Below are 26,315 nucleotides of genomic sequence, written 5' to 3' on the forward strand. Positions count from 1 at the left end.
CCCTGATTTTAGTCTGCTTTGTCCTGCGACGGCGGCGCCTCGGCCGCCTCGATCGCTGTAATCCACTGGTGGCGGGCGCGCTGGGCGTTGGCGTACACGCTCTCCAGCCCTACCCCGTCACCGGCGGCGAGACGGGCACGCAGGCCCGTTAATTGTGCCAGATAGGCATCAAGCTCCGTCAACAATGCCGACTGGTTGGCCAGGCTGATGTCGCGCCACATTTCTGGCGACGACCCCGCGATCCTTGTGAAATCGCGGAAGCCGCTGGCCGCATACTGAAACAGTAAATCCGCATGCGGTTTGTTCGCGATGTCGTCCACCAGCGCATAGGCCAGCAAATGCGGCAAATGGCTCACGGCGGCAAACACCTTGTCATGTTCTTGCGGCGTCAAACGGTGGATGATCGCATCGCAGGCGCGCCACGCGGCGGCCACACGCTCGACATCCTGCGCCGAATTCTCATCCAGCGCCGTCAGCACCACCTTCTTGCCGACGTACAGATCGTCGATCGCCGCCTCGGGACCATTGGTCTCGCGGCCGGCGATCGGATGGCCCGGCACGAACTGGGCGATCTTGCCGCCCAGCGCGCGCCGCGCCGAAGCCACCACGTCGGACTTGGTGCTGCCCGCGTCGGTGACCACGGTACCCGGCTGCAGGTGCGGTGCCATCGCCACCAGGATCGCCTCGGTCTGCGCCACCGGCGCGGCCAGCAGCACCAGGTCGGCACCTTGCAGCGCCTCGGCCATCGTGCAGCCGCCACCACCGGCGTCGGCCACGCCGATCACGTCGATGATGCCCAGTTCCTGCGCGCGCTTCAGCGAGGCGGCGGACCGCCCCATGCCAACCACGCTGCCGACGGCGCCGGCCTTCTTCAGCGACCGCGCGAACGATCCGCCGATCAGGCCCACGCCAAAGATGACGACCTTGTTCAACATTACTCCGCCAAGGCCTTGGTCAGCGCCGCGATCAGCACCGCGTTCTCCTGCGGCAGGCCAATGGAGATGCGCAGCCATTCAGGCAGACCGTAGTTGCCGACCGGGCGCACGATCACGCCCTGCTTCAGCAACGCCAGGTTGACGCGCGCGCCGGCGCCGGCATCGTCGCCGACCTTGACCAGCACGAAGTTGCCATACGACGGCACGTACTGCAGGCCCAGTTTGTCGAAGGCCTCGGTGAACTGCTGGTAGCCGGCGGTGTTATTGACGGCGCTCTGCTTCAGGAACTCCTTGTCGTTCAGCGCCGCGATGGCCGCGGCCTGCGCCAGCGAGTTGACGTTGAACGGTTGGCGGATGCGGTTCATCAAATCGGTCAGCGCCGGCTGGGCGATGCCGAAGCCCACGCGCAAACCGGCCAGGCCGTACGCCTTGGAGAAGGTGCGCGAGACCAGCAGGTTGGGATACTTCTTGACCCATTCGGCCGACTCGAACTGGTTTTCCTCGGCCAGGAATTCGTTATAGGCCTCGTCCAGCACTACCACCACGCTAGCCGGCACCTTGTCCAGGAAGGCCTGGATCTCGGCGGCCGGGATGAAGGTGCCGGTCGGGTTGTTCGGGTTGGCGATGAAGACCAGGCGCGTGTCTTCCTCGATCGCCGCCAGCATGGCCGGCAGGTCGTGGCCATGGTCCTTGGCCGGCACCACGATGTGGCGCGCACCAACGCCCTGCGTCGCCAGCGCGTACACGGCAAACGAGTACTGCGAGTACACCACCGACTGGCCGCGCTCGACGAAAGCGTGGGCGGCGATTTCCAGGATGTCGTTGCTGCCATTGCCCAGCGTGATCCACTCGGCCGGCACGCCATAGCGCTTGGACAGCGCGCCCTTCAGATCGAAACCATTGGCGTCCGGGTAGCGCCCCAATTCAGCGGCGGCGGCATTCATCGCCTGCACCGCCGATGCCGGCACGCCGAACGGGTTCTCGTTCGACGCCAGCTTCACGATCGCCTCTTCATCGAGGCCGAATTCGCGTGCGACTTCCGCAATCGGTTTGCCCGCCTGGTAAGGAGCGATAGCGCGGACGTATTCGGGGCCGTAATTCTTGGACATGGTCTCTCTCAGATTCTCGTTAAAAAAATTAGTTCAGGCTGACCGGGTAGGAACCCAGCACCTTGAAGAAGGCCGCGTTGTTCTGCAGCTCTTCCAGCGCCTTGGCCACGCCTTCGTCCTGCACATGGCCTTCGACGTCGACGTAGAAGTAGTATTCCCAGGTACCGGTGCGGGCCGGGCGCGATTCGAAACGCGTCATCGACACATTGTGCCGCGCCAGCGATCCAAGCAGGCGGTAGATGGAACCCGCCTTGTGCGGTGCGGCCAGCGCCAGCGAGGTGCGGTCCTGGCCCGAGCGGCCGGCCTGCAACTGGCCGATCACGGCGAAGCGCGTGCGGTTGTGCGGGTCGTCCTGGATGTTGGCCTTGACCGTGCCCAGGCCGTAGCGCACGCCGGCACGCTCGCCGGCGATGGCGGCGATGGTGTGGTCGTCGCGCGCCATGCGGGCCGCTTCGGCGTTGGACGAGACGGCGCGGCGCTCGATGTCCGGGTAGTTGTTGTTCAACCAGATCTGGCACTGCGCCAGCGCCTGCGCGTGGGCGCAGATGGCGGTGACGCCGTCCATGTTGCCGGTGCCGCTCAGCAGGCTGTGACGCACCGCCAGCGACACCTCGCCGCTGATCGACAGCGAGGTATGCAGCAGCAGGTCCAGCGTGCGGCCAATGGCGCCTTCGGTCGAGTTCTCGACCGGCACCACGCCGAATTCGGCGGTGCCGGCCTCGGTGGCGCGGAACACTTCGTCGATCGACGAGCAAGGCAATACGTCGACGGCGGTGCCGAACTGCTGGTACGCGGCCTGCTCGGTGTAGGTGCCGGCCGGGCCGAGGAAGGCGATGGTGACGCGCTTCTCCAGCGAGCGGCAGGCGGACATGATTTCGCGCCAGATGGTTTGCAGCTCGACGTCGCCCATCGGGCCGGGATTGCGGTCGGCCACGCCGCGCAGCACCTGCGCCTCGCGCTCGGGACGGAACACAGGGGCGTTGGTTTCGGCCTTGACGTGGCCGACCTGCTGCGCCACTTTGGCGCGCTGGTTCAACAGGTCGAGGATCTGGGCATCGATGGCGTCGATCTGCTCGCGCAAGGGTGTCAGTTTGTCAGTCATGATGGGGTTATTTTCCGGTGCGGCCTGCGAATTCGTTCAAGTAGTCCACAAGCGCCTGCACACCCTCGATGGGCATGGCGTTGTAGATCGATGCGCGCATGCCGCCGACGGACTTGTGGCCCTTCAATTGCAGCAGGCCGCGCGCCTTGGCGCCGGCCAGGAATGCCTCATTCTGACTCTCGTCCTTCAGGTAGAAAGGAACGTTCATGCGCGAGCGGTTTTGTTTCGCCACGCGGGTCTGGTAAAAATCGTCGGCGTCGAGCGCCGCGTACAGCAGCCTGGCCTTGGCGATGGCGCGCTTCTCCATCTCGGCCACGCCGCCCTGCTTCTTCAGCCACTGGAACACCAGGCCGGCGATGTAGATCCCGTAGGTGGGCGGCGTGTTGTACATCGACTCGTTGTCGGCCACCAGCTTGAAGTCGAACGCCGACGGGCAGGCCGGCAGCGCCTTGCCCAGCAGGTCTTCGCGCACGATGACGATGGTCACACCGGCCGGGCCGATGTTCTTCTGCGCGCCGGCGAAAATCAGGCCATACCTGGATACGTCGATGGGGCGCGACAGGATGTGCGAGGACATGTCGGCCACCAGCAGCACGCCTTCTTGCGGCGCCGGCACGCCGGCGTCGAAGTCGAACTCGATGCCGTCGATGGTCTCGTTGGTGCACATGTGCAGGTAGGCCGCGCCGGGCGTGAGCTTCCACTCCGACTGCGGCGGCACTTGCGTCGCCGACGAGGCGGCGACATTCACGTTGGCGTACTTGGCGGCTTCCTTGATGGATTTGCCCGACCACGAACCGGTTTGGATGAAATCGATGGTCGCTGGCTGCGGCTTGTGGCCGACGAGGTTCAGCGGCACCAGGGCGTTCTGCGACAGTCCGCCGCCCTGCATGAACAAGATCTTGTAGTTGTCCGGTACTGCCAGCAGCTCGCGCAGGTCGCGCTCCGCTGCCTTGTAAATCGAAATAAACTCCGGTCCGCGGTGGCTCATCTCCATGACGGACATGCCGCTGCCATGCCAGTCCAGCATCTCGGCAGCGGCTTGCGCCAGCACTTCCTTCGGCAAGACAGCGGGGCCGGCCGAAAAGTTATAGATATGAGTCACTATGCAGTCCCTTATTCAATCAGTTAAATCTAGTCTTCCAATATTTTCATCATGCGCTGCATCAGCGCCCCCAGGCGCTTGGTCATCATGCCCTGGGTGTTCTGCATCAGCTCCGCGGAGAGCCGGGGCATGGTGGCCAACATCTTGACGCCAACCGGGGTGCGGTAAAAGGCGGCGATCTGGTGAATCTCGTCGACGGTATAGGTGCGGGCGTAGAGCGGAATCGACGCTTCCAGCGTTTCATCGACCAGTGCCGGATCGCTCATGAATTCGTTCATCAGCTTTTCGATCTCAGGCATCTTGCGCGCGAGTTTTTCCAGCGCCTGCTTTTTGGCCGCCGCATCGAGCTTGCTGTCGCCGTTGATCGCCCCTTCCATCGCCGGACGGATCGAGCCCATGGCGCTGCTCGACATCTGCTTCATCATGTCGACCATCGTCGCGCGATAGTTCATCGACTCGAACAGTTCGCGCGCGGCTGCCACGCTGGCAGGGTCCAGCGGCGCGGCTTGCGGTGCCTGGGCGAACGACGGCGCGGCGGCGGTGAATGCCAGCGTGGTGAGGACGGCTGCAATCAACTTTTTCATACGCGTTTTCCAATAAAAAAAGGAGCCAGTCTTATTGTCGCATTTATCCGCGCAATAAACCTGACCCCGCTCTCCCCGGACCAAGGTCCGGGGCGGTGTGTGCTACGACTTACTCAGCTTGAGCTTCGTCTGGCTTGGCATCAGGACCCGGTTCCAGTTCGACTTCGTCGATGTCCGTCTCCACCACGCGCTGCAGGCCGGACAGCTTGGTGCCGTCTTCGACCGCGATCAGCGTCACGCCCTGGGTGGCGCGGCCCATCTCGCGGATCTCGGAGACGCGGGTGCGAATCAGCACGCCGCCGGTGGTGATCAGCATGATCTCGTCGGTCGAATCGACCAGCGTCGCCGCCACCACCTTGCCGTTGCGTTCCGAAGTCTGGATCGCGATCATGCCCTTGGTGCCGCGGCCGTGGCGGGTGTACTCGATGATCGGAGTACGCTTGCCGAAGCCGTTCTCGGTGGCCGTGAGCACCGACTGCTGCTCGTTTTCCGCCACCAGCAGCGCGATCACACGCTGGCCTTCGTCCAGGTTCATGCCGCGCACGCCGCGGGCGTTGCGGCCCATCGGACGCACGTCGTTCTCGTCGAAACGCACCGCCTTGCCGGCGTCGGAGAACAGCATCACGTCGTGCTGGCCGTCGGTCAGCGCGGCGCCGATCAGGAAGTCGCCCTCGTCCAGGTCGACCGCGATGATGCCGGCCTTGCGTGGATTGCTGAAGTCCTTCAGCGGCGTCTTCTTCACGGTGCCCAGGCTGGTCGACATGAAGACGTAGTGGTCTTCAGGGAAGGTACGGTTTTCGCCGGACAGCGGCAGGATGACCGTGATCTTCTCGTTGTCCGCCAGCGGGAACATGTTGACGATCGGCTTGCCGCGCGAGTTGCGCGAGCCTTGCGGCACTTCCCACACCTTGAGCCAGTACATGCGGCCGCGGTTGGAGAAGCACAGGATGTAGTCGTGGGTGTTGGCGATGAACAGCTGGTCGATCCAGTCTTCCTCTTTGGTCGCCATGGCCTGCTTGCCGCGTCCGCCGCGCTTCTGCGCGCGGTACTCGGAAATCGGCTGCGCCTTCATGTAGCCGGTGTGCGACAACGTCACCACCATGTCCTGCGGCGTGATCAGGTCCTCGGTGCCCAGGTCGGTCGCGTTGTGCTCGATGTTGGAGCGGCGCGGATCCTTCTGCGGGTCGCCGAATTCGTTGACCACGTGGGTCATCTCGTCGGTGATGATGGTGGTCACGCGTTCCGGCTTGGCCAGGATGTCCAGCAGGTCGGCGATTTCGGCCATCACGTCCTTGTACTCGTTGACGATCTTGTCCTGTTCCAGGCCGGTCAGGCGTTGCAGGCGCATCTGCAAAATTTCCTGCGCCTGGTCGTCGGACAGCTTGTACATGCCGTCGGCCTGCATGCCGTAGTGCTTGGGCAGGTGCTCCGGACGGAAGGCGTCGATGCCGCCGGCGGTGGTGCCGTCGCCGGTACGGGCCAGCATCTCGCGCACCAGCGACGAATCCCAGGAACGGTCCATCAGGCCGGTTTTCGCGACCGGCGGCGTCGGCGCCGCCTTGATGATGGCGATGAAGTCGTCGATGTTGGCCAGCGCCACGGCCAGGCCTTCCAGCACGTGGCCGCGCTCGCGCGCCTTGCGCAGCTCGAACACGGTGCGGCGCGTGACCACTTCGCGGCGGTGCGACAGGAAGCAGCTCAGCATTTCCTTCAGGTTCAGCAGGCGCGGCTGGCCGTCGACCAGGGCCACCATGTTCATGCCGAAGGTGTCTTGCAGCTGGGTTTGCTTGTACAGGTTGTTCAGCACCACTTCCGGCACTTCGCCGCGCTTGAGCTCGATAACCACGCGCATGCCCGACTTGTCGGACTCGTCGCGGATGTCGGAAATGCCTTCGAGCTTCTTGTCGCGCACGTTTTCGGCGATGCGTTCCAGCAGCGATTTTTTGTTGACCTGGTACGGCAGCTCGTCGACGATGATGGCGGTGCGGCCGCCGTCCTTGCCGTATTCCTCGTAGTGGGTCTTGGCGCGCATCACCACGCGGCCACGGCCGGTGCGGTAACCGTCGCGCACGCCCGAGACGCCGTAGATCGTGCCGCCGGTCGGGAAGTCCGGCGCCGGGATCAGTTCGATCAGCTCGTCGATCGTGCATTGCGGATTGCGCAGCACGTGCAGCGCGCCGGCGATCACTTCATGCAGGTTGTGCGGCGGGATGTTGGTCGCCATGCCGACCGCGATACCGGACGAGCCGTTGATCAGCAGGTTGGGGATGCGGGTCGGCAGGACCGTCGGTTCCTTTTCCTTGCCGTCGTAGTTGGGCTGGAAGTCGACGGTTTCCTTGTCGATGTCGGCCAGCAGCTCGGCGGAGATCTTGTCCAGGCGGCACTCGGTGTAACGCATTGCCGCCGCGCCGTCGCCGTCGACCGAGCCGAAGTTGCCCTGGCCGTCGACCAGCATGTAGCGCAGCGAGAAGTCCTGCGCCATGCGGACCAGCGTGTCGTAGATCGACGCGTCGCCGTGCGGGTGGTACTTACCCATCGTCTCGCCCACCACACGGGCGCATTTGACGTAAGGACGATTCCACACGTTGTTCATTTCGTGCATCGCGAACAGAACCCGGCGGTGCACCGGCTTGAGGCCGTCTCGGACGTCAGGCAAGGCGCGGCCCACGATCACGCTCATGGCGTAATCGAGGTAGCTCTTGCGCATCTCTTCTTCGAGGGAAATAGGGATTGTTTCTTTTGCGAATTGATCCATTGGCGGGTCGACTGATCTTTGACTGTGGTTTATTAAGCAATGTATGCCGCACGTACTGCATTTCTAGCGCCTCTCACTACGGACAGGCAAGCGTGCGATTTTAGCATGCGCGCACAGCAACCAGCACAATTCCGGCACGGCGCCCGCCATTGCTGGGGCCCGCAGGTCAGGCGCACGTTGTAACGCCATGTAATAGTCATGACACATTACTCAATTATTATCGATAATCACGTTGCAACAAAACAACATTTTGGTCGGAATCAAAAAGGACTCGTGTCACGCCCTTTTCACGCCCAAAGATCGCTTGTGGCAAAATGGATTAGAAGTTAATTGCTCGTTTCGCAATCGGGAGACAGGCGCGCCGTACCCACGTGGTAGAATTCGCCCCACGTATTACTACGTCGCGCAGTTTTTCTGCGGATATCACCCCCGAAAGGAAGAAAAATATGAAAAAACTGATTTCGATGCTGGCCGTATCGGCTGCATTCGCTGGCTCGGCTATTGCACAAACCGCGCCTACCGCTCCTCCGTATGCGCCTGTCACCCAGGACATCAAGGCAGCCACCCCTAAGAGCGCTTATGTGCAAGACGCGCGCGGCGTGATCGCCCGTGACCCGTTCGGCCTGTGCTGGCGCACCGGCTACTGGACCCCGGCTGATGCCGTTCCAGGTTGCGACGCGCCACTGTGCGTTGAGCCAGAGAAACTGGTTGACGGCAAATGCGTCGCTCCAGCAGCGCCTGCCGCACCAGCGCCAGTAGCACCTGCCCCGGCACCGGCACCTAAGCCAGCCGCTCCAGTGCCAACCGCACAAAAAGTCAGCTTCGCAGCCGACGCGTTCTTCGACTTCGACAAAGCCGTTCTGAAACCAGAAGGCAAGGCGAAACTGGACGACGTGACCTCGAAACTGGGTTCGATCAACCTGGAAGTCATCATCGCCGTCGGCCACACCGACTCCGTTGGTAGCGATGAATACAACCAGAAGCTGTCGGTACGCCGCGCTGAAGCCGTCAAAGCCTACATCATCTCCAAAGGCGTTGAAGCCAACCGCGTGTACACCGAAGGCAAAGGCGAGAAACAGCCAGTTGCAGACAACAAAACTGCAGAAGGCCGCGCCAAGAACCGTCGCGTAGAAATCGAAGTAGTCGGCACCAGCAAGTAATTGCCTGCCTAGCTGCTCGAAACCCCGCTACGGCGGGGTTTTTTTACGCCTCCTGCTTTAGAATAGCGGGATTAGTCCCTATGAGCTGAACCGATGAACGCCGATCCATTAGAACTGCAAAAATTCTCCGACCTCGCCCATCGCTGGTGGGACCCGACCTCCGAGTTCCGTCCGCTGCACGAGATCAACCCGCTGCGCCTGGAGTGGATCAACGCGCGCGCGCCGCTGGCCGGCAAGAAGGTGATCGACATCGGCTGCGGCGGCGGCATCCTGAGCGAATCGATGGCGCGCAAGGGCGCCACCGTGACCGGCATCGACCTGTCGGAAAAAGCGCTGAAGGTGGCCGACCTGCACAGCCTGGAATCGGGCGTGGCGGTGCGCTACAAGCTGGTCGCCGCCGAGGAAATGGCGGCCCAGGAGCCGGGCCAGTTCGACGTCGTCACCTGCATGGAAATGCTGGAGCACGTGCCGGACCCGAGCGCCATCGTGCGCGCCGCCGCCACCCTGGTCAAGCCGGGCGGCCACGTGTTCTTCTCCACGCTCAACCGCAATCCCAAGGCCTACCTGTTCGCCATCCTGGGCGCGGAATACCTGCTGCGCATGCTGCCCAAGGGCACCCACGACTACGACAAATTCATCACCCCGGCCGAGCTGGCGCAGTACGTGCGCAGCGCCGGCCTCGACGTGCAGGGCTTCAAGGGCATGGGCTACAACCCGCTGACCAAGATCTATTCCCTGAACGACGACACCAGCGTCAACTACCTGGTCGCCACCACCCGTCCGCTGTAAAGACTCTTTATGACCGAGATCAATCCTCCGCGCGCCATCCTGTTCGACCTCGACGGCACGCTGGCCGACACCGCCCCCGACCTGGCGGCCGCCGTCAACCTGCTGCGCACCGAGCGCGGCCTGGAACCGACCGCCTACGAGCTGCTGCGCCCGACCGCCTCGGCCGGCGCGCGCGGCATGATCGGCGCGGCCTTCGGCCTGAAGCCGGAGGACGAGGGCTTCATCCCGCTGCGCGACGGCTTCTTCGCCAACTACCAGGCGGCGATGGCGGTGCACAGCTCGCTGTTCCCCGGCATTGTCGAGCTGCTGGCCGGCATCGAGCAGGCCGGGCTGCAATGGGGCGTCGTCACCAACAAGCCGGCGCGCTTCACCGATCCGCTGCTGCCGCAGATCGGCCTGGGCCATGCGGCCTGCGTGGTGTCGGGCGACACCACGCCCCACGCCAAGCCGCACCCGGCGCCGTTGCTCGAGGCGGCCGCCCGCCTCGGCCTGGCGCCGGAGCAGTGCTGGTACGTGGGCGACGACCTGCGCGACATCCAGGCCGGCAAGGCCGCCGCCATGCCGACCATCGCCTGCGGCTGGGGTTACTGCGGCCCGGTCGAACCGCAGGGCTGGCACGCTGACTATCTGTTTGATAGCCCTTCACAACTATTGGCATTGCTACAAGAAACATTGTCCAGCAGATCCGAACTGGCCGCCTGAAATGAGCGATTTTGCACTTGATAACGCTAACTGTTGTATAGACCACTCAATGAAAACGCTACCATTTGAGCAGGAACACTAATCGGTTGTTCAAGCAGTTTAACTACGTATAATCGCCCCGACTGCGTAGTATTACTTATTTCCTGCAAGCCACAAACTCGCTGAACGGGAAGGGAGACAGTCACCACTATCTCAACTTTCCTTTTCAGGGGTTTTATGACTTTTCCTGAGCTGGCTGCCCCGACTTCGCAGCCTTGTTCCGAGCAATCCGGGCCGGGCGCGCCGCAAAGCTGGACGGTCAGCGTGGCCAACGCCAAATACCACTGGTACGACCTGGTGGCGGGCTTCCCGCAGGCGCCGGACATCCGCGATCCGATCGGCCGCTACCAGCGCCGCATGCAGTTCGAGCTGGAGGCCGCATCGGCCCAGCGCCACCTGTTCTTCGCCGTGATCCGCCCGCGCGTGCGCTTCGACATCAAGGGCGCGGTGCAGTGGGGCTTCTTCTCGCTCAAGCTGACGCTGCCGCTGCTGATGGGCGCGGACGAGGCCAGGGAGAGCATCACCATCGAGCTCAAGGTGCCGTTCGCCGCCACCATGAAAAAGCCGACCGTGACGCTGACCCCGAACTTCGTCACCCTGAACTGGGGCGGCCTGATCGAGGCGTTCTCGGTCCACGACATCCTGCAAAACTACGCCCACGCGCTGAAGATCCCGAGCAAGGTGGTGCATGTCGGCCAGACCCGCGACGACGATGCGCGCCTGGGCAAGGGCCGCCTGCCGGCGCTGCAAAGGCTGCACGCGCAGCACAGCGGGCATTTCGACACCCTGCTGCTGGTGCAGCAGCTGGAGGTGCAGGTCAGCTGCGCCGACGGCGATCCGGCCGGCGCCGCGCGCAACGCCGATCCGGTGGCGGCCGACGCGCTGCAGGAGACGCGCATGGAACTGATCGAGGCGGCACTGGTCAGCTATTTCGAGGGTGCCTCCGCGCGCAGCCGCACCGCCGAGCAGCGCACGCTGCGCGCCGCCCGCCTGGCCGCGCTGCAGGCCCAGCACAACCTGACGCAGTACACCATCGACCTGCGCTACGAGGACGCCGGCCGCTACAATTACCTGTGCTCCGAACACGTGGCCAGCGCCCGCCAGCACCTGCTGAGCTGCTTCATCGCCGACGGCCAGGCCATGGTCGCTCCCCTGCCGCCGCCGGCAAAACCCGGCAAGGGCTGAGGCGCGCCCGCTTGCCGTGCGCCACGTGCGTGCCGGACGCCGTGGTGTTACATTGCGTGAAGATTCCCACTGCTATAGACTTGCCAGATGGAAATGTTCCGGGAAGCATACTATACTGTGGAAAATACTTACATAGATCCAGGAGCGCAGGCCATGACGAGCGATTTGATCGCTGAGGACGACTATCCAGACCCATCGCTGGACGAGTTGGGCGTGGGCGAGTTGTTCGCCGAAGCGCCGGAGCCGTTCCACGACCTGCTGGCCGCGCCGGCCGAGCAGATCGACGAGTTGCTGCCGCTGATGCCGCAACGTACCGCCGCGCCCCAGACCTGGGTGGTGACGGTGGCCGACGCCAAATTCCACTGGTACGACCTGGTGGCCGGCTTCCCGGAAATCCCCGACATCCGCGACCCGGTCGGGCGCCACCTGCGCCGCATGCAGTTCGACCTGGAAGCGACGATGGAAAAACGGCTGATCTATTTCGCCGTCAACCGTCCGCGCGTGCGCTTCGACCCGTCGCGCAGCACCAGCTGGGGCTTCTTCTCGCTCAAGCTGACGGTGCCCATCCTGGTGGGCGCCGAGGGCAAGCGCGACAGCATCACCATCGAGCTCGAAGTGCCGTTCGCGGCCACGCTGAAAAAGCCCAGCGTGGTGGTCACCGACCGCTTCATCACGCTGAACTGGGGCGGCTTGATCGAGGCGCTGTCGATCCACGACGTGCTGCAGCAATACGAGAATGCGCTGACCTTCCAGAGCAAGGTGCAGTATGTCGGCCAGACCAGGGACCCGCTTGGCCGCCTGGCGCGCGCGCGCCTGCCCGCGGTGCAGAAGGTCCACCAGAACAACAGCGAGGACAACGACATGCTGCTGCTGATCCAGCGCATGAACGTGGAGGTGATCTCCGACGATGGCGACCCGGCCGAGCTGCCGGCCAACGACAATCCGGTGGCGGCCGACGTGCTGCTGAAGGACCGCATCGACGCCGTGGAATGCGCGCTGATACGCTATTTCGAAGGTCCGCAGATGCACGGCCGCAGCGACAAGGAAGCCGATATCCGCAAGCAGCGCGTGCGCCAGGTCAAGGAGATCAACCACCTGGAGAGCTTCCGCATCGACCTGCGGCTGGAAAATCCGGGCAAATACCACGACCTGTTTTCCCCCCACGCGGGCGTGTCGCGCAGCCACATCATCGACTGCACCATCGCCGACGATGGCGAGGTGCTGGTCACCCGCGTGCCGGACAAGGTCAAGACCAAGCCCTAGACCGCCGCCAGCGCCTGTTCCAGGTCGGCCAGCAGATCGTCGCTGTGCTCGATGCCGATCGACAGGCGCACCGTGTCGACCGTCACCCCGGCCTTGGCCAGCTCCTCCTCGTTGAGCTGGCGGTGCGTGGTAGACGCCGGGTGGCAGGCCAGCGACTTGGCGTCGCCGATGTTGACCAGGCGCGTGAACAACTTCAGCGCATCCTGGAAGCGCGCGCCACCCTGCACACCGCCTTCGACACCGAAGGTCAGCACGCCGGAAGGGCGCCCGCCCAGGTACTTCTTCGCCAGCGCGTGGTCGCGGTGATCCTCCAGCCCCGCGTAGTTGACCCACTTGACCTTGGCGTGCCCGCTGAGGAACTGCGCCACCTTGCGCGCGTTCTCGGTGATGCGCTCCATGCGCAGCGCCAGCGTCTCTATCCCCTGCAGTATCAGGAAGGCGTTGAACGGCGAGATCGCCGCGCCGGTGTTACGCAGCGGGACCACGCGCGCGCGGCCGATGTAGGCCGCCGCCCCCAGCGCCTCGGTGTAGACCACGCCGTGGTAGGACACGTCCGGCTCGTTGAGGCGCTTGAAGCGCTCCTTGTGCTCGGCCCACGGGAACTTGCCGGAATCGACGATGGCGCCGCCGATCGAATTGCCATGGCCGCCCAGGTACTTGGTCAGCGAATGCACGACGATGTCGGCGCCGTGCTCGATGGGGCGCAGCAGGTAGGGCGTGGCGACGGTGTTGTCGACGATGAGCGGCACGCCGTGCTGGTGGGCGACGGCGGCGATGGCCTCGATGTCGGTGATGTTACCGAGCGGGTTGCCGATCGACTCGATGAACACGGCCTTGGTGCGCTCGTCGATCAGCGCCGCGAACGAGGACGGGTCACGGGCGTCCGCGAAGCGGGTGGTGATGCCGAACTGCGGCAGCGTGTGGGCGAACAGGTTGTAGGTGCCGCCGTACAGCGTGGAGGCGGAGACGATGTTGTCGCCCGCCTCGGCGATGGTCTGGATCGCGTAGGTCACGGCTGCCTGGCCCGAGGCCAGCGCCAACGCCGCCACGCCGCCCTCCAGCGCCGCCACGCGCTGCTCCAGCACGTCCTGGGTCGGGTTCATGATGCGGGTGTAGATGTTGCCGGGCACCTTGAGGTCGAACAGGTCGGCGCCGTGCTGGGTGTCGTCGAAGGCGTAGGCGACGGTCTGGTAGATCGGCACCGCCACCGCGCGGGTGGTGGGATCGGGTTGATAGCCGCCGTGGACGGCGATGGTTTCCAGCTTCATGAGGTCTCCCGGTTAGCATTGCAAAATGAGCATCTTGCAGGATAGGAGGAGCGGGCCGCGCACGCAAGGAATTAAATCTCACTAGCTTATGCAAAATGTCACAGAATGGGCGGCTGGCGCGTCTATGCCTGAGGACCACTACATTTACCTGCCATGACCGATACCACCTCCCCCGCCGAACTGGCCACCTTCGCCGCGCTGCGCCCGCGGCTGTTCTCCATCGCCTACCGCATGCTCGGCACGCGCGCCGACGCAGAGGACGTGATGCAGGATGCCTGGCTGCGCTGGCACGGCAGCGACCAACAGGCGGTGCAATCGGCCGAGGCCTGGCTGGTGACCGTCACCACCCGCCTGGCCATCGACCGCCTGCGCGGGCGCATGGCGGAGCGCGAATCGTATGTCGGCTGGTGGCTGCCGGAGCCCATCGTGGAACTGGACGAGCACACGCCGGAGAGCAGCGCGGAGCTGGCGAGCGAGGTGTCGATGGCCTTCCTGTGGGTGCTGGAGCGCCTGTCGCCAGAGGAGCGCGCGGCCTTCCTGATGCGGCAGGTGTTCGAGCACGATTACGCCGATATCGCGGGCATGCTGGGCAAGAGCGAATCGGCCTGCCGGCAGATGGTGCATCGCGCGCAGGAGCGCGTGCAGCAGCAGAAGCCGCGCTTCGAGGTGCCGAAGGAGCAGCACCGCGAGCTGCTGGTGCGGTTCATGGAGGCGGCCAAGGTCGGCGACCGCGCCGCCATGAAGGCGATGATGGACGGCGACGTGCAACTGGTGGCCGACGGCGGCGGCAAGGTCCGGGCATTCACCCACATCCTGCACGGCGCGGGGCGCGTGGCCGGCATCTACTGGGCGCTGGAAAACGAGAACCCGAACCGCGTGGTCTATCGTCCGGCGCGCGTCAACGGCACGCCGGGACTGGTGCGCTACGTGGACGGCAAGCTGGAATCGGCGCAGTCGTTCCAGGTGGAGGATGGCCGCATCACCGCGATCTTCATCATGCGCAATCCGGACAAGCTGACCGCGCTGCCTCAATTTATTTGAGATTTTTTTCGGCGGGCTGTCACAGAACGCGAAGCCGGGGCGTCTTACAGGTATGGAGGGCGCAATGGTGCGCCCTCGCTGACTGAAAGGCACTCATCATGAACCACGCTCCACGCATCGCATTCTTCCAATTGGCGCAAACCCAGCTGCACGCCATGATCACGATGTCCGGCACCATCAAGAAAAGCTCGCTGGGCGCGCGCCTGGTGGAGCTGATCAACCTGCGCGTATCGCAGATCAACGGCTGCGGCGTGTGCATCGACATGCACTGGCGCGATTTGATCAAGCAGGAAGCCGATCCGCGCCACCTGAACGCCATCGCCGGCTGGCGCGAAGCGCCCTTCTTCAGCGATCGCGAACGCGCGGCGCTGAACTGGGCCGAGGCGGTCAACGCGATTCCGCACCGTCATCCGAGCGACGAGGATTTCGCCCTGCTGCAGCAGCACTTCACCGACAACGAGATCGCCGAGATCAGCTACAGCATCGCCGTGATCAAGGGTTGGAACAGCATCAACGCCAGCCTGCGCAACCAGATCCCGGAAGTACCGGCGCCCGGCATGTAAGCTCGATCAGGCCTTGAGGACTTGTGCGACCACGGCGCAGACGTGGTCGACGTCTTCGAGCGTCATCGCCGCGTGCAGCGGCAGCGTGACGGTCTCGCGCGCGATGCGCTCTGCGATGGGGAACTGGCCATCGGTGTAGCCGAAGCCGCGGCCGACGGTGGTCAGGTGACAGGCCTCGTACGACATGCCGGTGCCGACGCCCTGCTCCTGCAAGGCGGCGCGGAAGCTCTTGCGCGTGAGGCCGAACTGTTCGTAGGGGATCAGCACATTGAACATGTTCCAGCTCTGGCGCGGCTGGCCGCGCGGCGGCAGCACGACGCCGGGCAGCGGCGGGAATTGTTCGAAGTAGCGTTCGGCCAGCGCTGCGCGCTGTTCGAGGAAGCGCGGCAGCTGCTTGAGTTGATGGACGCCGATCACCGCCGACACATCGGACATGTTGAATTTGCCGGCGGCCATGGCGACGTCGCGCGTGTCGTCCGGCAGGCGCTGGATGCCGTGGAAGCGCAGCAGGTCCACCAGCTTCGCCTCGTCCTCGCTGGCGACGACGATGGCGCCGCCTTCGATGGTGGTCATGTTTTTATTCGGGTGGAAGCTGAAGGTGGCGATGTCGCCGAAGCCTCCCACCGGTTGGTCTTTCCAGTACGAGCCTTGTACCAGCGCGGCGTCTTCGATCACGCGCAGCTGGTGGCGCTTGGCCAATGCGTACAAGGCGTCGATGTCGCCCAGCGCGCCCGGGAAGTGGGTCGGCATGATGGCCTTGGTGCGCGGCGTGATGGCCGCCTCCACTTGCGCCAGGTCGATGGCGCGGGTATGCAGCTCGCAATCGACGAACACCGGCGTGGCGCCGACCTTGACGATCATGTTCATCGCGGAGAAGAAGCTTTGCGCGGAGGTGATGACCTCGTCGCCAGGGCCGATGCCGCAGACCTGCAGCGCGATCTCCATCGCGCCGGTGGCCGAGGTGAGCACGCGCGTCGGGCGGCCGTTGAAGCTCTCCGATAAGGCGCGTTCAAGTTCGGTGACGTTGGGGCCAGTGGCGATCCAGTTCGAGCGCAGCACAGCGGCTACGGCCTGGATGGTGTCTTCATCGAGTTGGGGTTGGGCGAATTTGAGCATGGAGCGATTCTAACAGCGCGCCGCGACGGACACCTTAGAAGCATATTTAAAAGTTCAGCTGCTCTAACGACACGCCCAAGACTACAGCGATTTTTTCGCGAGTCGATTTGCGCAGCTTGGCGCTGCTCTCCTGGACTGCATAGGACGACTGCGCGATGCCCAGGCGGCTGGCAACTTCCGCTTGCGTCAGGCCCAAGTGTTCGCGCCAGGCACGGATGGGAGTAAGTCCGTCTTTGATGACCTTGCCGACCACTTCATTGGGAACGGTACGCTCCGGTTGGCACTTGGTCATGTTCAGATAATCGCCATAAGGAATGACGGCAAACGCCGGCAAGCCATCCGGTCCGTTCAGAATCTGAATGTTAATAGGTGCGTTCATTTCGCTTACTCACTTGCGAGATTGTGACGATGATCGGGTTGCCACGCTGGTCAATTTCGAAAATTACTCGATAGTCGCCGATGCGCAATCGGTAATCTTGGCGGCCCTGCAGGCGTTTGATATCGCCATTGCACATAGGCCATGTTGCTAAATTCTGAACCGCGTCATAGATAGCCTCGCGCTTCGCCTGTTCCGCGATCTTGCGAAGCTGACGCACGGCCCGAGGCATCCAGAAGATTGAGTTCACGAGAATTATAGCTCAAATATAGTTTTACCAATCTAAGGCTATAACGTAAACCTGGTATCGAGTTTGATCAAGCTTCTGTGTGGAATTTAATGCCGGGAGGAAAAATCGCCCTCGGCGATTTTCTTTATAGATGACGCCACCGCAAAATCGCCAAAGGCGATTTTGAGATCAGACGAATCGGAGAGGGTTGCGCTTGCAAGCGCAACCCGCTTCGCGGGCGCCCCGCATGCGGGGCGAAGTCCCCGCTCCGCCCCGCGTCCGCATCACTCCGCAGACAGTTCTACATACTTATCGCTATCATTCAATTTAACTAGTACAACACGGACATGCGCGTTTTGGACTAGCGACTAGATTTAGCGCGGATTGAAGTGCCTCCTCACAGCGCGACTCCCTATAAATGGCTCCATGATTTTTAGCGGTCCGCCTCAGGGAAGAAGGGTTTAGGACGCTAACAGCAATTAAGCTGTCAGTACGTACGAGTGATCGTTTGTTCCTCCCCTTATTTCTATCCATACTTCGCCTATCGAGGGAGCCGCAAAAGTGCATTGCGGCCCTCATGGCCAAGGGTAAACGGGGTCACTTCATAATTTGCAACAAATTTTCTTCATCTATTTGCGCTACAACATCACGCAATAATTTTGATTGAGGACTACGCAAAATTTCGCTTCTCCTAAATGAAAAATGTGAAGTGAAGAAATCAATATACTCAGCAGGATCAAGCTTCATTTTTGAAAAACGTGACTTGTAATAACTCAATACAGCTTTAATTTGGGTGACATCAGCCTGATATCGATCAATTAAATTTAAATCGCTCATCGACTTGTCATTACGAACATTTTTATCACGTAATCGACCTTCAATAGTGATTTCCCCCTCAAAAAAATCATCTGTATTTATTGAAAAGATATAGTGATCATCGAAGCTTTCCACATATGGATGTATATGGGTGTGCAAATCAAATTCTTTAGCTCCTTTTTCTCTTGAATTGCAGTCATGACAACTTGGAACTAGATTATAGAAAGAAACTGCAAAGTATGGGTATCGACTTTTTGGAAAAAAATGATCTAAATCTAAATATGCCGTAGGATCCTCTTCTTTTGACTTCGACATATCTGTAATCGTTATTTTATTCAAATTGCAATAAGGACAACTGAAAAGGTTAGAATTCATGCCTTCGCGAAACATCGTCGCGCATTGATTACTATTCCTGAAATTTTTATAGTCGAAAATTATCTCACTTAAATAAATTCCCACGCTAGTTTGCGCATAGCCATTTTTTGTTTTGCTAAATAACAAATCATCTTGGAGAATTATCTTTATCTCTTTAGTTAATTTTAAAAGATTTTCCGGATCAGAGAGTATTATTTTTTTCAGTAACTCTTGATCCGTTTTTAAAATCTCGACCAAGAAAGTGGAAAGACTATGTGCCCCATCATCACTTAAACCGTTATCTTTACGATGGCCTGGTTTTTTTAAGTTCTCTATCGCATCTTCGCATTTTCTTATCAAAGAGTATTTTTGTAAAGAATAGGGTTTTCTTGCGTATCTTTTATTTAAAAAATCCCAGTGAGCATTTAGCAAATTACCTACTAATTTTTTTGAATTAACATCATCTTCGCTAAGATGTAGTTGCAATTTAATCATTAATATTCCGGAGGATTAGTTTTTTCACGATTTCGTCGCCGATTAAGTCAATTTCCCTTAATATTTTACTTTTCTGGGCCGTCGACATAGGCCGCACTTTGGCCTTTTCAGCAATGACCTTGATTTTCTCTTGTGCAAAGGCGCTAGTCCCAAGAGTATTGATGAAGAGTGGCCCAGCGTATAGATCATAAAGATTTCCACCAAAGGTCTCTTGCTTAAGCATGGACTGTTCTTCTTTCTCCGGTCTGTTCATGGAGAGCACTGTGAAGTTCTGCCTCGGTAAGTCTGCAAGCAGAAAGGGCGAATGGGTAGTAAGCAGAAGCTGGCACTTCCCACGTTTTCCATAAGCGCGCTGCACAACATCTAGAAGTCGGTTAAAAAACTCTACTTGCCACATCGGATGAAGATACAAATCACCTTCATCAATCGCCAAGAATACAAATTTCCTATCAGTCTTTGTCAATTGAGCTGAGATTAGCGAGAAGAGACTCAAGTACGCCCGCTGACCAGAACTTATGCCTTCCCAATTCATGGAAAACATTTGCATTCCCTGGAATCGTTCCAATAACTCAATCAGGTATTCTCTACTATGAGGCTCAAAGGCAATCTTGAATGTAACGGACGACATATTTCGAAAATCAGCATCTTCTTCCTCTATGTCGAATCGAAAAATCTCACTATGGAGTTTTTTTAAATACTTTATCTTTTCATGTAAATTTCTAAGGCTTGAATCTTTTAAATGAGAAAAAGGGCCGCTATGGGAGCCAGCTTTAGGGAGGTGTTTAATTAACCCCTCAAAATACTCCACCAATTTTTCTGAAATCCCACCAGGTGGAACTTCCTCTAACCTGAATAAAAATTCCTCAAAACCAGAAAACGAGGTTTTTTCAATATCAATGATATGGTCAGCCTCTAACTTTATGCTACTCAATACTCTAAAATAGAAAATTAGAGTCAGAAATGTTAAAAATTTTCGATTGGGGTCTATTCGTCTGATGCGCTCTCGAATCCGAGTCGAAGCGGTTCTAAACAGACTCAATGGCCCACCAGTTACACGAGATATACCCGGATCCTTAGGCCCGCGTGCGATATTAATGGAAACATGGCTTGGAAGCTCAATTCCTGTCTGTTTAAAACCTGAATTAGAATTAACAAAAAGAATCTGTTTTAGAAAATCTTCTGTTCTACGATCTTCATTTTGTAAGCGGCCTTTTGAAAATGCATCCGGTGACAGATCTACAACACCAGATCCCAGTGCACGGTCGCGATCCGAGAAAACGTTGGAGTAAAACATTACCTCCAGATCTTCAATCCCTACGTTATCATAAAAATTCATTTTGAATTCGCACTCTGGACGTTGGCCCTTATGAAAATTGCATAAACACTGATAGCCGTCTTCATTCTGATATATTATTAAATAATCAAACTTTGCAGAACTCCCATTTTTTAGAAGTTTACACAACAACTCCAAAACATTACTTTTCCCTACGCCATTCGGCCCCACTATCGCTGCTACGTCTGAAATAACTGACGGAAAAAAATCTTCCGGCAAAGAGTCCAAAGCCTTGCGCGATATTGCATTTTTTTGTGGGTCATAAAAAAACGTCTGGCCACTATCTAAATTAAGATTAAATTTTTTGAGATTTCTAAACTTCTCAACCCAAAGAAAACAAATTTTCATAAAGCACCGATTAGTTTATATATTATTTTTCCGCTGTTTAGCATTTATTTTTTTAGCGAGTTAGCAACACAAAGAGACAACTACTATTGTATTACTTCCTTAATACTGAAATCTATCGAAATATCACAACTACCTTCCGAACGTCCCGGGCTAAGCTTGTTAATTTGCACTGAGAACCACCCCACTTCCCCATAATTTGCAGGCGAATCTGCCACACGCATAAGACACAATCCTGCTCACGACATTTAGCCGGAAAAATTGAGTGACCGACGTGGAGTCACCGGGAATCATTCGACGCTGGCACATTCGCGACCGGATCCCATTGAGAGAGATCGCCAGGGCGAAATCTGATCCAATTTACCGCTTAATTTGCAAGCCGAACTGACCCCGTATAAGACACAATCCTACTCATGATATTGAGCGGGGAATCGGAGTAATCGACGTGCATTGCTAGGCATGATTCGACGCTGGCACGTTCGCGACCAAGTCCCATGAGAGCGCGCGCCGGGCGTTTAGGCATTTCTAGAAACACCGTCCGACGCTATCTGCGGTCGGAAACCATCGAACCAGCCTACACTTAGCGGTGTTGCAGCCGCGCCATCGATAAACACGCATTCCAACTTTCAGCACTGTTCAAGAGTGAGGCTGCCAAGTCACGCAAACAGCGGCGCACACTGAAACAGATCAATGAGGACTTGGAGGAATTGGGATTCGAGGGGGCTTACGACAGAGTGGCGACGTTCGCCAGGGCATGGCGGGAGGGGCAAACTGAGAGGGGCAATCCTGCCAGCAAACGAACATCCGGAAGGCAGTTCCAGCAAAATATCGTGATATTGCCGCCGACGATGAGTGGACCGGGCGCGGACGCGCTCCTAAGTCGTTGGATGTAAAAAATAAGACGACTATTTGATCAAATAGCCGAAGATCTAGACATCAAAAAGAAAAGCCGTTGACTAATCAACGGCTTTTCAAAATCATGGTGGAGTCGGCGGGAATCGAACCCGCGTCCGCAAGCACTCCACAGACAGTTCTACATACTTAGCACTATCATTTAATTTAACCAGTACAACACGGACGTGCACGTTTTGGACTAGCGATTCACCTTAGATTTAGCGCGGATTGAAGTGACCCCTCACAGCGCGATTCCCTGTAAATGACTCCATGACTTTTAACGGTCCGCCCCAGGGAAGAAGCGTTTAGGAGCTAACAGCAATTAAGCTGCCAGTGCGTACGAGTTATCGTTTGCAGTTAAGTTTTTCTGGGTGTATTTACGAGGTAACCAGCCCTCGGTATGCCCTGCTCTGCTTTGCAACCCACGTCGAAACCAGGTCGACCCCACAGAACTCCATTCTACCGCACTTTCCACCACAGCGCACACCCCACCCGGCGACACGTCAAACGCCCGTCATATTTGCCCGATATGATGAGCGCAGTTCTCACACAGAACGACCATTTAGCGCCTCCCAGAGGCGGCTACTACCGGCGCCGGCGGTCGGGAAATATACCGGCACCAACATCCCCAATCAGCTAAAGAATGTCGCGGGTCTTGGCCAGCAGGCCGAAAATTCCCAAGAAGCTGGAGATGATCAGCGCGGCCAACCAACGGAACTGCGCATCGCTGCGATCCATGCGCTTCTGGCTTTCATAGATCAATGTGTCGATACGGACGTTGGTCTCCCGATGCATATTGTCAATGCGACTGCTGATATCCCTATGCATGCCGTCCAGCCGCGCAGTCGAGTCCCTCTGCCACTCGTGGATTTGTGCGTCCACTGTCAAGAAGTGGTCTGCGGTTTCCCTACGGACCTGTTCAATTTTGGAATCGATCAACCTGCAATTGTCTGCTGCTTCCTTGCGAACCTGCTCAAAATTGTCTTTTGCTTCCTTTCTGACCTGCTCAATCTTGGCATCCACCAGCTTGAAATTTTCAGCAGTCTCCTTGCGCAACTCGTCAATCCGCGCGCTGACCTCGCGGTGCGTCTCGTCGATCCGGGCATTGACTTCCCTAAAGCCCAGGCCCAGCTCCTGCCTTAGTGTTTCGATCCCCGTGTCCATATCCTCATCCTCGACACTGCAACCGCCGTTGTCAAGCCGAGCTAACGCCTTAATTTTCGCATTCATCACACGGCCCCTACGCTATCTGGACAGCTTAATCCTGGCTTCCGACCACACCTCCGATCTGCCTCAAGCCCTCCCTTGCGCAACGTTGTTGCAATGCAGCACAAACTCCGCGCTCCGCACGGTTTTTCTCGAGTGCGAAGCGGACGCTGCATTAAAATGAAAGCCACACTTTCCTACTCTGATCTACATCATGTCCGATGCCCTAGCCGCTCCCGCCCCGAAGAAACGCGGTCGGCCCCAGAAAGGGGAAGGCGGCGGCCTGCGCGCGGAGTTGCTGGAAAAGTCGGCCCTGCTGTTCCGCACCAAAGGCTACGACAACACCACCGTCCGCGAGATCGCGGCCGCCGCCGGCATCCAGGCCGGCAGCTGGTTCTACCATTTCAAATCCAAGCAGGACATCCTGGCCGCCATCATGGAACAAGGCCTGGCCCGCTCGCTGGCCGAGATCGAGGCCATCGCCAGCCAGCCGCTGCCGCCGTGCGACCTGCTGCGCCAGCTGGTCGAGGCCCATCTGCACACGCTGCTGGCGCCCGACCACCATTTCATCGCCGTGCTGCTGTACGAGTGGCGCTCGTTGGACCAGCCCGCCCGCGATCGCATCGTCGCGCTCAAGGACCGCTACGAGGCCGTGTGGGACGAGGCCATCGCCGCCCTGCACCGCTCCGGCGACTGGGCCATGCCGTCGCAGTTCGACCGCCTGCTGATCTTCGGCGCGCTGAACTGGACCGTGCAATGGTACAAACCGGGCAGCGGCGTCGACGTCAAGCAACTGGCCCAGCAGGCAATGCTGTTCATCTTGCGCACGCCGGCCGCGCTTGAGGCACAATAGAGGCGTATCTTGAAAGGAATGCCCCTACTATGATCTATGAAATCGCCGAGTTGTACATCAAGCCCGAATCCCACGCCGCCTTCCAGGCCGCGGTGGCCGAGGCCATCCCCGTGTTCAAGGCCGCCACCGGCTGCCTGTCGATGCGCCTGGACCGCGACATCGAAACGCCGGACACGTATCATCTGGTGGTGGGCTGGCAGACGCTGGACAACCATGTGGTCGATTTCCGCGGCAGCGAGGGTTTCCTGACCTGGCGCGGACTGGTGGGCAGCCATTTCGCCCTGCCACCGAAAGTGGAACATTTTGAAACCGTGGTGGCCGGCTTTTAACGCCAACACGACTGTGCAGTCTCAAGACGGAGGCTAATCATGACACGTACCATCCACCGCAATTTCGAACAGGTGACCGATGCCGAAAGCGCCCGCAGCGCGCTGCTGGCGAACGGCTTCCCGCCGTCCTGCGTCAAGCTGACCAAGCATGTGACGCTGCCGCCTAGCGTGTCGACCAGCATGGTCGGCAATCTGCTCGATTCGCTCACGCCGGGCGGGCCGGCGGCGGCCGCGCACGCGCGCGAACGCAGCGGCGCCATGCTGACCATCGATATCTACGATGCCGACGAAGGCGCGAAGGCGGACGCCATCATGGGCGAGTTCGGCGCCAATCCGGCCTGAGTCGGGATTAATCGGCCAGCACGCCGGCCGCGTTGCCGGCGGCCGCTTCGGCCTGCTCGCGGCGCATCCATTCGCCCGCGTCCGCCACGGTCAGCGGCCGGGCGTAGAAGAAGCCTTGCAGGGCGTGGCAGCCGCAGTCGCGCGCGGACACCGCCTGCTCCAGCGTTTCGATGCCTTCGGCTACCACCTGCAGGTCGAGCGCGGCAGCCAGCTGGCAGATCGCCTTGACCACCGCCACCGCGTCCGGCGCCGGCAGCGGGTCGATCAGGCCGCGGTCGATCTTGACTGTGCTGAGCGGCAGCTGGCGCAACATGCTCAGCGACGAGAAGCCGGTGCCGAAATCGTCCATCGCGACGTCGATGCCCAACGCGCTGAGCCGCTGCAGTTGCAGCCGCGTGTCGTCGAGGTTGTCGACCGCCGCGCTTTCGGTGATCTCCAGCGTCAGGCAGCGCGGCGGGATGCCGGTGTCGGCCAGGATGCGCTCGACCAACTCCAGGAAACCCCGGTTGAGCAGCTGCATCGGCGAGACGTTGACCGCCACCGGCACGCAGTCGCCCAGGTCGGCCCACCAGGCGGCGATCTGGCGACACCCCTGCTCCAGCAGCATGCCGCCCAGCTCCGTGATCAGCCCGGTGCGCTCGGCGATGGCGATGAACTCCACCGGACTGACCGTGCCCACGCCCGGCCGCAGCCAGCGCGCCAGCGCCTCGAAGCCCAGCAGCCGGCCAGTGACGGCGTCGATCTTGGGCTGGTAGTCCAGGTAGATCTCGTGGTTGCGGATGCCCTTGCGCAGCGCCTGCTCGTTGTCCAGGCTCTTGCTCGACATCTGCTCGAAGCGCTGCTCGGCCATCACCAGCGAGGTGCCGGGCGTGCGCTTGGCCTGGTACATGGCGGCGTTGGCGGCGCGCAGCAGCGCTTCGGCGTTGCCGGCGTTGTCGGGGAAGACCGCCATGCCCATCGAGGCGTCGATGAAGTATTCGCCAGCCGGCACCTTGATCGCCTGCAGGCAGGCGTTGTGCAGGCGCGCGGCGATGTCGTCGGCGTTGCCTTCGTCGGGGTCGACGATGGCGAACTCGTCGCCGCCCAGCCGCATCAGCTCGGCGCGCGCGCCGAGCGCTTCCTTGAGCTTGGCCGCGAAGGCCTTGAGCACGTGGTCGCCCGTCACGTGGCCCTGGCTCTGGTTGAACAATTTGAAGCGGTCGATGTTGAGCACCACCAGCGTGCAGTGCAGCGAGCCGTCGGCCAGGTAGCAGTATTCCTTCAGGCGCTGGATCAGCACGGTGCGGTTGGGCAGGCCGGTGAGCTTGTCGTGCGTGGCCTGGTGCACCAGCGCCCGGGCGCTGGCGTTGCGCTCGGTGTCGTCGGTGATCAGGATCTGGGTGGCGCCGGCGCCGTCCCATTCGACCCGCCACGCTTCGAAGCGCAGCTCCAGCTCGCGCCCGCCGGCCACTTCGCACCGCGCTTCCCAGCTGGCGATGTCGACTTTACCCTCCTGCAGCAGGCGGTGCTGGCGCAGCAGCTGCTCGTCGCTGAAGATGTCCGGCGGCAGGTCGGCGATCACGGTGAAGTTGCCCTGCCCCAGCGGCAGGCCGTAGATGGCGCGCACCGCCGGGTTGGCGTACAGGATGCGCTTGCCGTCGGTGACCACCACGCCCTGCACCGAGTGCTCGGTCAGCAGCTGGAAGCGGGCCGCCAGCTTGCCGGCCTCGCGCAGCCCGCCCTCCAGCGTGGACAGCCCGTACAGGATGCCGACCCCGGCCAGCAGCAGCACGGCGGCGCACAGGTTGGGCGCCATGCCCGCTTCGCCGTACGCCACCAGCAGCAGCTGGCTCAGGCCGAGCAGGATCAGCAGCGGGCCCAGCCAGCGTTCCAGCCGATGGCTGCGCCACAGCCAGCGCGCGGCCAGCGTGCGCGCCGAAAAATACCTGCCGCGCCATCCGGCCGCCTTGCCGCTGGCGCTGAACTACCTCGACAAACTGGAGACGGCCGGCCGCTACCGGCTGATGGTGTGGCCGGTGCACTGCGAGATC

25 protein-coding genes, 1 other RNA gene and 1 pseudogene are annotated in these 26,315 nt (G+C 60.2%); 12 read left to right on the forward strand and 15 right to left on the reverse strand.

The window, feature by feature from the left end; translation table 11 throughout:
* Nucleotides 1-8 precede the first annotated feature (8 nt).
* The 6 genes from GTP90_RS23930 to gyrA all read right to left on the reverse strand — a co-directional run bounded on the left by GTP90_RS23930 (nucleotide 9) and on the right by gyrA (nucleotide 7,587).
* Entirely contained in the window at nucleotides 9-935 is a 927-nt protein-coding gene (locus GTP90_RS23930; protein WP_175048207.1) for a prephenate dehydrogenase, read from the reverse strand.
* Nucleotides 935-2,044 carry a histidinol-phosphate transaminase gene (gene hisC / locus GTP90_RS23935; RefSeq protein ID WP_161085892.1) on the reverse strand — a complete coding sequence of 370 codons (1,110 nt, stop codon included), beginning with the start codon at nucleotides 2,042-2,044 and terminating at the stop codon, nucleotides 935-937. Before hisC ends, GTP90_RS23930 begins: the two co-directional genes overlap by 1 nt.
* A gap of 28 nt (nucleotides 2,045-2,072) precedes the next feature.
* Nucleotides 2,073-3,146 carry a prephenate dehydratase gene (gene pheA, locus GTP90_RS23940; protein ID WP_161085893.1) on the reverse strand — a complete coding sequence of 358 codons (1,074 nt, stop codon included), beginning with the start codon at nucleotides 3,144-3,146 and terminating at the stop codon, nucleotides 2,073-2,075.
* A 7-nt stretch (nucleotides 3,147-3,153) separates the two neighbouring features.
* Nucleotides 3,154-4,248, reverse strand: coding sequence for a 3-phosphoserine/phosphohydroxythreonine transaminase (gene serC, locus GTP90_RS23945; RefSeq protein ID WP_161085894.1), 1,095 nt, complete (start codon nucleotides 4,246-4,248; stop codon nucleotides 3,154-3,156).
* Nucleotides 4,249-4,277: 29 nt separating this feature from the next.
* Nucleotides 4,278-4,832 carry a DUF2059 domain-containing protein gene (locus GTP90_RS23950; protein ID WP_161085895.1) on the reverse strand — a complete coding sequence of 185 codons (555 nt, stop codon included), beginning with the start codon at nucleotides 4,830-4,832 and terminating at the stop codon, nucleotides 4,278-4,280.
* Nucleotides 4,833-4,941: 109 nt separating this feature from the next.
* Nucleotides 4,942-7,587: a DNA gyrase subunit A gene (gene gyrA / locus GTP90_RS23955; RefSeq protein ID WP_117014754.1), complete on the reverse strand. Its 2,646-nt coding sequence runs from the start codon at nucleotides 7,585-7,587 to the stop codon at nucleotides 4,942-4,944.
* Nucleotides 7,588-8,033: 446 nt separating this feature from the next.
* Between gyrA and ompA the strand changes: the two genes are divergently transcribed.
* The 5 genes from ompA (at nucleotide 8,034) to GTP90_RS23980 (ending at nucleotide 12,725) form a co-directional block, all read left to right on the forward strand.
* Nucleotides 8,034-8,747: an outer membrane protein OmpA gene (gene ompA / locus GTP90_RS23960; protein ID WP_161085896.1), complete on the forward strand. Its 714-nt coding sequence runs from the start codon at nucleotides 8,034-8,036 to the stop codon at nucleotides 8,745-8,747.
* 93 nt (nucleotides 8,748-8,840) lie between these two features.
* Entirely contained in the window at nucleotides 8,841-9,536 is a 696-nt protein-coding gene (ubiG, locus tag GTP90_RS23965; RefSeq protein ID WP_161085897.1) for a bifunctional 2-polyprenyl-6-hydroxyphenol methylase/3-demethylubiquinol 3-O-methyltransferase UbiG, read from the forward strand.
* Between the two features lie 9 nt (nucleotides 9,537-9,545).
* A complete protein-coding gene (locus tag GTP90_RS23970; protein WP_161085898.1) occupies nucleotides 9,546-10,238 on the forward strand; it encodes an HAD-IA family hydrolase in 693 nt (230 codons plus the stop codon).
* A gap of 216 nt (nucleotides 10,239-10,454) precedes the next feature.
* Nucleotides 10,455-11,462 (forward strand): hypothetical protein, encoded by a 1,008-nt coding sequence (locus GTP90_RS23975; RefSeq protein WP_161085899.1) that lies wholly within the window; start codon nucleotides 10,455-10,457, stop codon nucleotides 11,460-11,462.
* A gap of 153 nt (nucleotides 11,463-11,615) precedes the next feature.
* Nucleotides 11,616-12,725: a hypothetical protein gene (locus GTP90_RS23980; protein WP_161085900.1), complete on the forward strand. Its 1,110-nt coding sequence runs from the start codon at nucleotides 11,616-11,618 to the stop codon at nucleotides 12,723-12,725.
* On the opposite strand, the gene GTP90_RS23985 is transcribed toward GTP90_RS23980, so the two are convergent.
* Entirely contained in the window at nucleotides 12,722-13,993 is a 1,272-nt protein-coding gene (locus GTP90_RS23985; RefSeq protein ID WP_117014760.1) for an O-acetylhomoserine aminocarboxypropyltransferase/cysteine synthase family protein, read from the reverse strand. The two genes, GTP90_RS23980 and GTP90_RS23985, sit on opposite strands and share 4 nt — an antisense overlap.
* Nucleotides 13,994-14,146: 153 nt before the next feature.
* Here GTP90_RS23985 and GTP90_RS23990 point away from each other — a divergent pair, with 153 nt between their 5' ends.
* Both GTP90_RS23990 and GTP90_RS23995 read left to right on the forward strand, forming a co-directional pair.
* A complete protein-coding gene (locus GTP90_RS23990; protein WP_161085901.1) occupies nucleotides 14,147-15,034 on the forward strand; it encodes an RNA polymerase sigma-70 factor in 888 nt (295 codons plus the stop codon).
* A 98-nt stretch (nucleotides 15,035-15,132) separates the two neighbouring features.
* Nucleotides 15,133-15,597 (forward strand): carboxymuconolactone decarboxylase family protein, encoded by a 465-nt coding sequence (locus tag GTP90_RS23995; RefSeq protein WP_161085902.1) that lies wholly within the window; start codon nucleotides 15,133-15,135, stop codon nucleotides 15,595-15,597.
* A gap of 6 nt (nucleotides 15,598-15,603) precedes the next feature.
* Here the strand turns inward: GTP90_RS23995 and GTP90_RS24000 are convergent, their stop codons facing one another.
* From GTP90_RS24000 to GTP90_RS24020, 5 genes are all read right to left on the reverse strand, one after another.
* Nucleotides 15,604-16,713 (reverse strand): DegT/DnrJ/EryC1/StrS family aminotransferase, encoded by a 1,110-nt coding sequence (locus tag GTP90_RS24000; RefSeq protein WP_161085903.1) that lies wholly within the window; start codon nucleotides 16,711-16,713, stop codon nucleotides 15,604-15,606.
* A gap of 46 nt (nucleotides 16,714-16,759) precedes the next feature.
* Nucleotides 16,760-17,092, reverse strand: coding sequence for a helix-turn-helix domain-containing protein (locus tag GTP90_RS24005; RefSeq protein ID WP_161085904.1), 333 nt, complete (start codon nucleotides 17,090-17,092; stop codon nucleotides 16,760-16,762).
* Complete coding sequence (locus GTP90_RS24010; protein WP_161085905.1) at nucleotides 17,076-17,339, reverse strand: type II toxin-antitoxin system RelE family toxin; 264 nt, start codon at nucleotides 17,337-17,339, stop codon at nucleotides 17,076-17,078. The genes GTP90_RS24005 and GTP90_RS24010 overlap by 17 nt, the downstream gene beginning before the upstream one ends.
* 576 nt (nucleotides 17,340-17,915) lie before the next feature.
* Nucleotides 17,916-18,983 carry an HNH endonuclease family protein gene (locus GTP90_RS24015; RefSeq protein ID WP_161085906.1) on the reverse strand — a complete coding sequence of 356 codons (1,068 nt, stop codon included), beginning with the start codon at nucleotides 18,981-18,983 and terminating at the stop codon, nucleotides 17,916-17,918.
* Nucleotides 18,976-20,664, reverse strand: a complete 1,689-nt coding sequence (locus tag GTP90_RS24020) for an AAA family ATPase (RefSeq protein ID WP_161085907.1) — start codon at nucleotides 20,662-20,664, stop codon at nucleotides 18,976-18,978. Before GTP90_RS24020 ends, GTP90_RS24015 begins: the two co-directional genes overlap by 8 nt.
* Nucleotides 20,665-21,496: 832 nt before the next feature.
* On the opposite strand from GTP90_RS24020, the gene GTP90_RS37640 reads away from it, so the two are divergent.
* Complete coding sequence (locus tag GTP90_RS37640) at nucleotides 21,497-21,574, forward strand: hypothetical protein (RefSeq protein WP_503826773.1); 78 nt, start codon at nucleotides 21,497-21,499, stop codon at nucleotides 21,572-21,574.
* A gap of 67 nt (nucleotides 21,575-21,641) precedes the next feature.
* Here the strand turns inward: GTP90_RS37640 and ssrA are convergent.
* Both ssrA and GTP90_RS37095 read right to left on the reverse strand, forming a co-directional pair.
* Nucleotides 21,642-22,001: a transfer-messenger RNA gene (gene ssrA, locus GTP90_RS24030) on the reverse strand.
* 190 nt (nucleotides 22,002-22,191) lie between these two features.
* The gene (locus tag GTP90_RS37095; RefSeq protein ID WP_254452019.1) at nucleotides 22,192-22,785 is read right to left on the reverse strand and encodes a hypothetical protein; all 594 of its coding nucleotides are present in this window, start codon (nucleotides 22,783-22,785) and stop codon (nucleotides 22,192-22,194) included.
* Between the two features lie 190 nt (nucleotides 22,786-22,975).
* Between GTP90_RS37095 and GTP90_RS24040 the strand changes: the two genes are divergently transcribed.
* From GTP90_RS24040 to GTP90_RS24050, 3 genes are read left to right on the forward strand one after another with little or no spacing between them, the layout of a single operon-like run.
* On the forward strand, nucleotides 22,976-23,614 hold the full coding sequence (locus GTP90_RS24040; protein WP_161085908.1) for a TetR/AcrR family transcriptional regulator: 639 nt from the start codon (nucleotides 22,976-22,978) through the stop codon (nucleotides 23,612-23,614).
* 29 nt (nucleotides 23,615-23,643) lie between these two features.
* The gene (locus tag GTP90_RS24045) at nucleotides 23,644-23,943 is read left to right on the forward strand and encodes an antibiotic biosynthesis monooxygenase family protein (RefSeq protein WP_161085909.1); all 300 of its coding nucleotides are present in this window, start codon (nucleotides 23,644-23,646) and stop codon (nucleotides 23,941-23,943) included.
* Between the two features lie 39 nt (nucleotides 23,944-23,982).
* Nucleotides 23,983-24,285, forward strand: a complete 303-nt coding sequence (locus tag GTP90_RS24050) for a hypothetical protein (protein ID WP_161085910.1) — start codon at nucleotides 23,983-23,985, stop codon at nucleotides 24,283-24,285.
* Nucleotides 24,286-24,292: 7 nt separating this feature from the next.
* Here the strand turns inward: GTP90_RS24050 and GTP90_RS24055 are convergent, their stop codons facing one another.
* Nucleotides 24,293-26,080: a putative bifunctional diguanylate cyclase/phosphodiesterase gene (locus GTP90_RS24055; RefSeq protein ID WP_254452020.1), complete on the reverse strand. Its 1,788-nt coding sequence runs from the start codon at nucleotides 26,078-26,080 to the stop codon at nucleotides 24,293-24,295.
* Here GTP90_RS24055 and GTP90_RS37100 point away from each other — a divergent pair.
* Nucleotides 26,079-26,315 (forward strand): annotated as a pseudogene (locus tag GTP90_RS37100) (hypothetical protein); the annotation flags it as partial. The gene GTP90_RS24055 and the pseudogene GTP90_RS37100 overlap by 2 nt on opposite strands.

It is taken from the genome of Duganella vulcania, assembly GCF_009857655.1.
Taxonomy (GTDB): Bacteria; Pseudomonadota; Gammaproteobacteria; order Burkholderiales; family Burkholderiaceae_D; genus Rugamonas; species Rugamonas vulcania.

Bases quoted from the DNA above. Each gene is read 5' to 3' on its own strand.
- GTP90_RS23930 (WP_175048207.1), bottom strand. From the start codon at position 935: ATGTTGAACAAGGTCGTCATCTTTGGCGTGGGCCTGATCGGCGGATCG.
- hisC (WP_161085892.1), bottom strand. From the start codon at position 2,044: ATGTCCAAGAATTACGGCCCCGAATACGTCCGCGCTATCGCTCCTTAC.
- pheA (WP_161085893.1), bottom strand. From the start codon at position 3,146: ATGACTGACAAACTGACACCCTTGCGCGAGCAGATCGACGCCATCGAT.
- GTP90_RS23950 (WP_161085895.1), bottom strand. From the start codon at position 4,832: ATGAAAAAGTTGATTGCAGCCGTCCTCACCACGCTGGCATTCACCGCC.
- gyrA (WP_117014754.1), bottom strand. From the start codon at position 7,587: ATGGATCAATTCGCAAAAGAAACAATCCCTATTTCCCTCGAAGAAGAG.
- ompA (WP_161085896.1), top strand. From the start codon at position 8,034: ATGAAAAAACTGATTTCGATGCTGGCCGTATCGGCTGCATTCGCTGGC.
- ubiG (WP_161085897.1), top strand. From the start codon at position 8,841: ATGAACGCCGATCCATTAGAACTGCAAAAATTCTCCGACCTCGCCCAT.
- GTP90_RS23970 (WP_161085898.1), top strand. From the start codon at position 9,546: ATGACCGAGATCAATCCTCCGCGCGCCATCCTGTTCGACCTCGACGGC.
- GTP90_RS23975 (WP_161085899.1), top strand. From the start codon at position 10,455: ATGACTTTTCCTGAGCTGGCTGCCCCGACTTCGCAGCCTTGTTCCGAG.
- GTP90_RS23980 (WP_161085900.1), top strand. From the start codon at position 11,616: ATGACGAGCGATTTGATCGCTGAGGACGACTATCCAGACCCATCGCTG.
- GTP90_RS23985 (WP_117014760.1), bottom strand. From the start codon at position 13,993: ATGAAGCTGGAAACCATCGCCGTCCACGGCGGCTATCAACCCGATCCC.
- GTP90_RS23990 (WP_161085901.1), top strand. From the start codon at position 14,147: ATGACCGATACCACCTCCCCCGCCGAACTGGCCACCTTCGCCGCGCTG.
- GTP90_RS23995 (WP_161085902.1), top strand. From the start codon at position 15,133: ATGAACCACGCTCCACGCATCGCATTCTTCCAATTGGCGCAAACCCAG.
- GTP90_RS24000 (WP_161085903.1), bottom strand. From the start codon at position 16,713: ATGCTCAAATTCGCCCAACCCCAACTCGATGAAGACACCATCCAGGCC.
- GTP90_RS24005 (WP_161085904.1), bottom strand. From the start codon at position 17,092: ATGAACGCACCTATTAACATTCAGATTCTGAACGGACCGGATGGCTTG.
- GTP90_RS24015 (WP_161085906.1), bottom strand. From the start codon at position 18,983: ATGATTAAATTGCAACTACATCTTAGCGAAGATGATGTTAATTCAAAA.
- GTP90_RS24020 (WP_161085907.1), bottom strand. From the start codon at position 20,664: ATGAAAATTTGTTTTCTTTGGGTTGAGAAGTTTAGAAATCTCAAAAAA.
- GTP90_RS37095 (WP_254452019.1), bottom strand. From the start codon at position 22,785: ATGAATGCGAAAATTAAGGCGTTAGCTCGGCTTGACAACGGCGGTTGC.
- GTP90_RS24040 (WP_161085908.1), top strand. From the start codon at position 22,976: ATGTCCGATGCCCTAGCCGCTCCCGCCCCGAAGAAACGCGGTCGGCCC.
- GTP90_RS24045 (WP_161085909.1), top strand. From the start codon at position 23,644: ATGATCTATGAAATCGCCGAGTTGTACATCAAGCCCGAATCCCACGCC.
- GTP90_RS24050 (WP_161085910.1), top strand. From the start codon at position 23,983: ATGACACGTACCATCCACCGCAATTTCGAACAGGTGACCGATGCCGAA.
- GTP90_RS24055 (WP_254452020.1), bottom strand. From the start codon at position 26,080: ATGGCGCCCAACCTGTGCGCCGCCGTGCTGCTGCTGGCCGGGGTCGGC.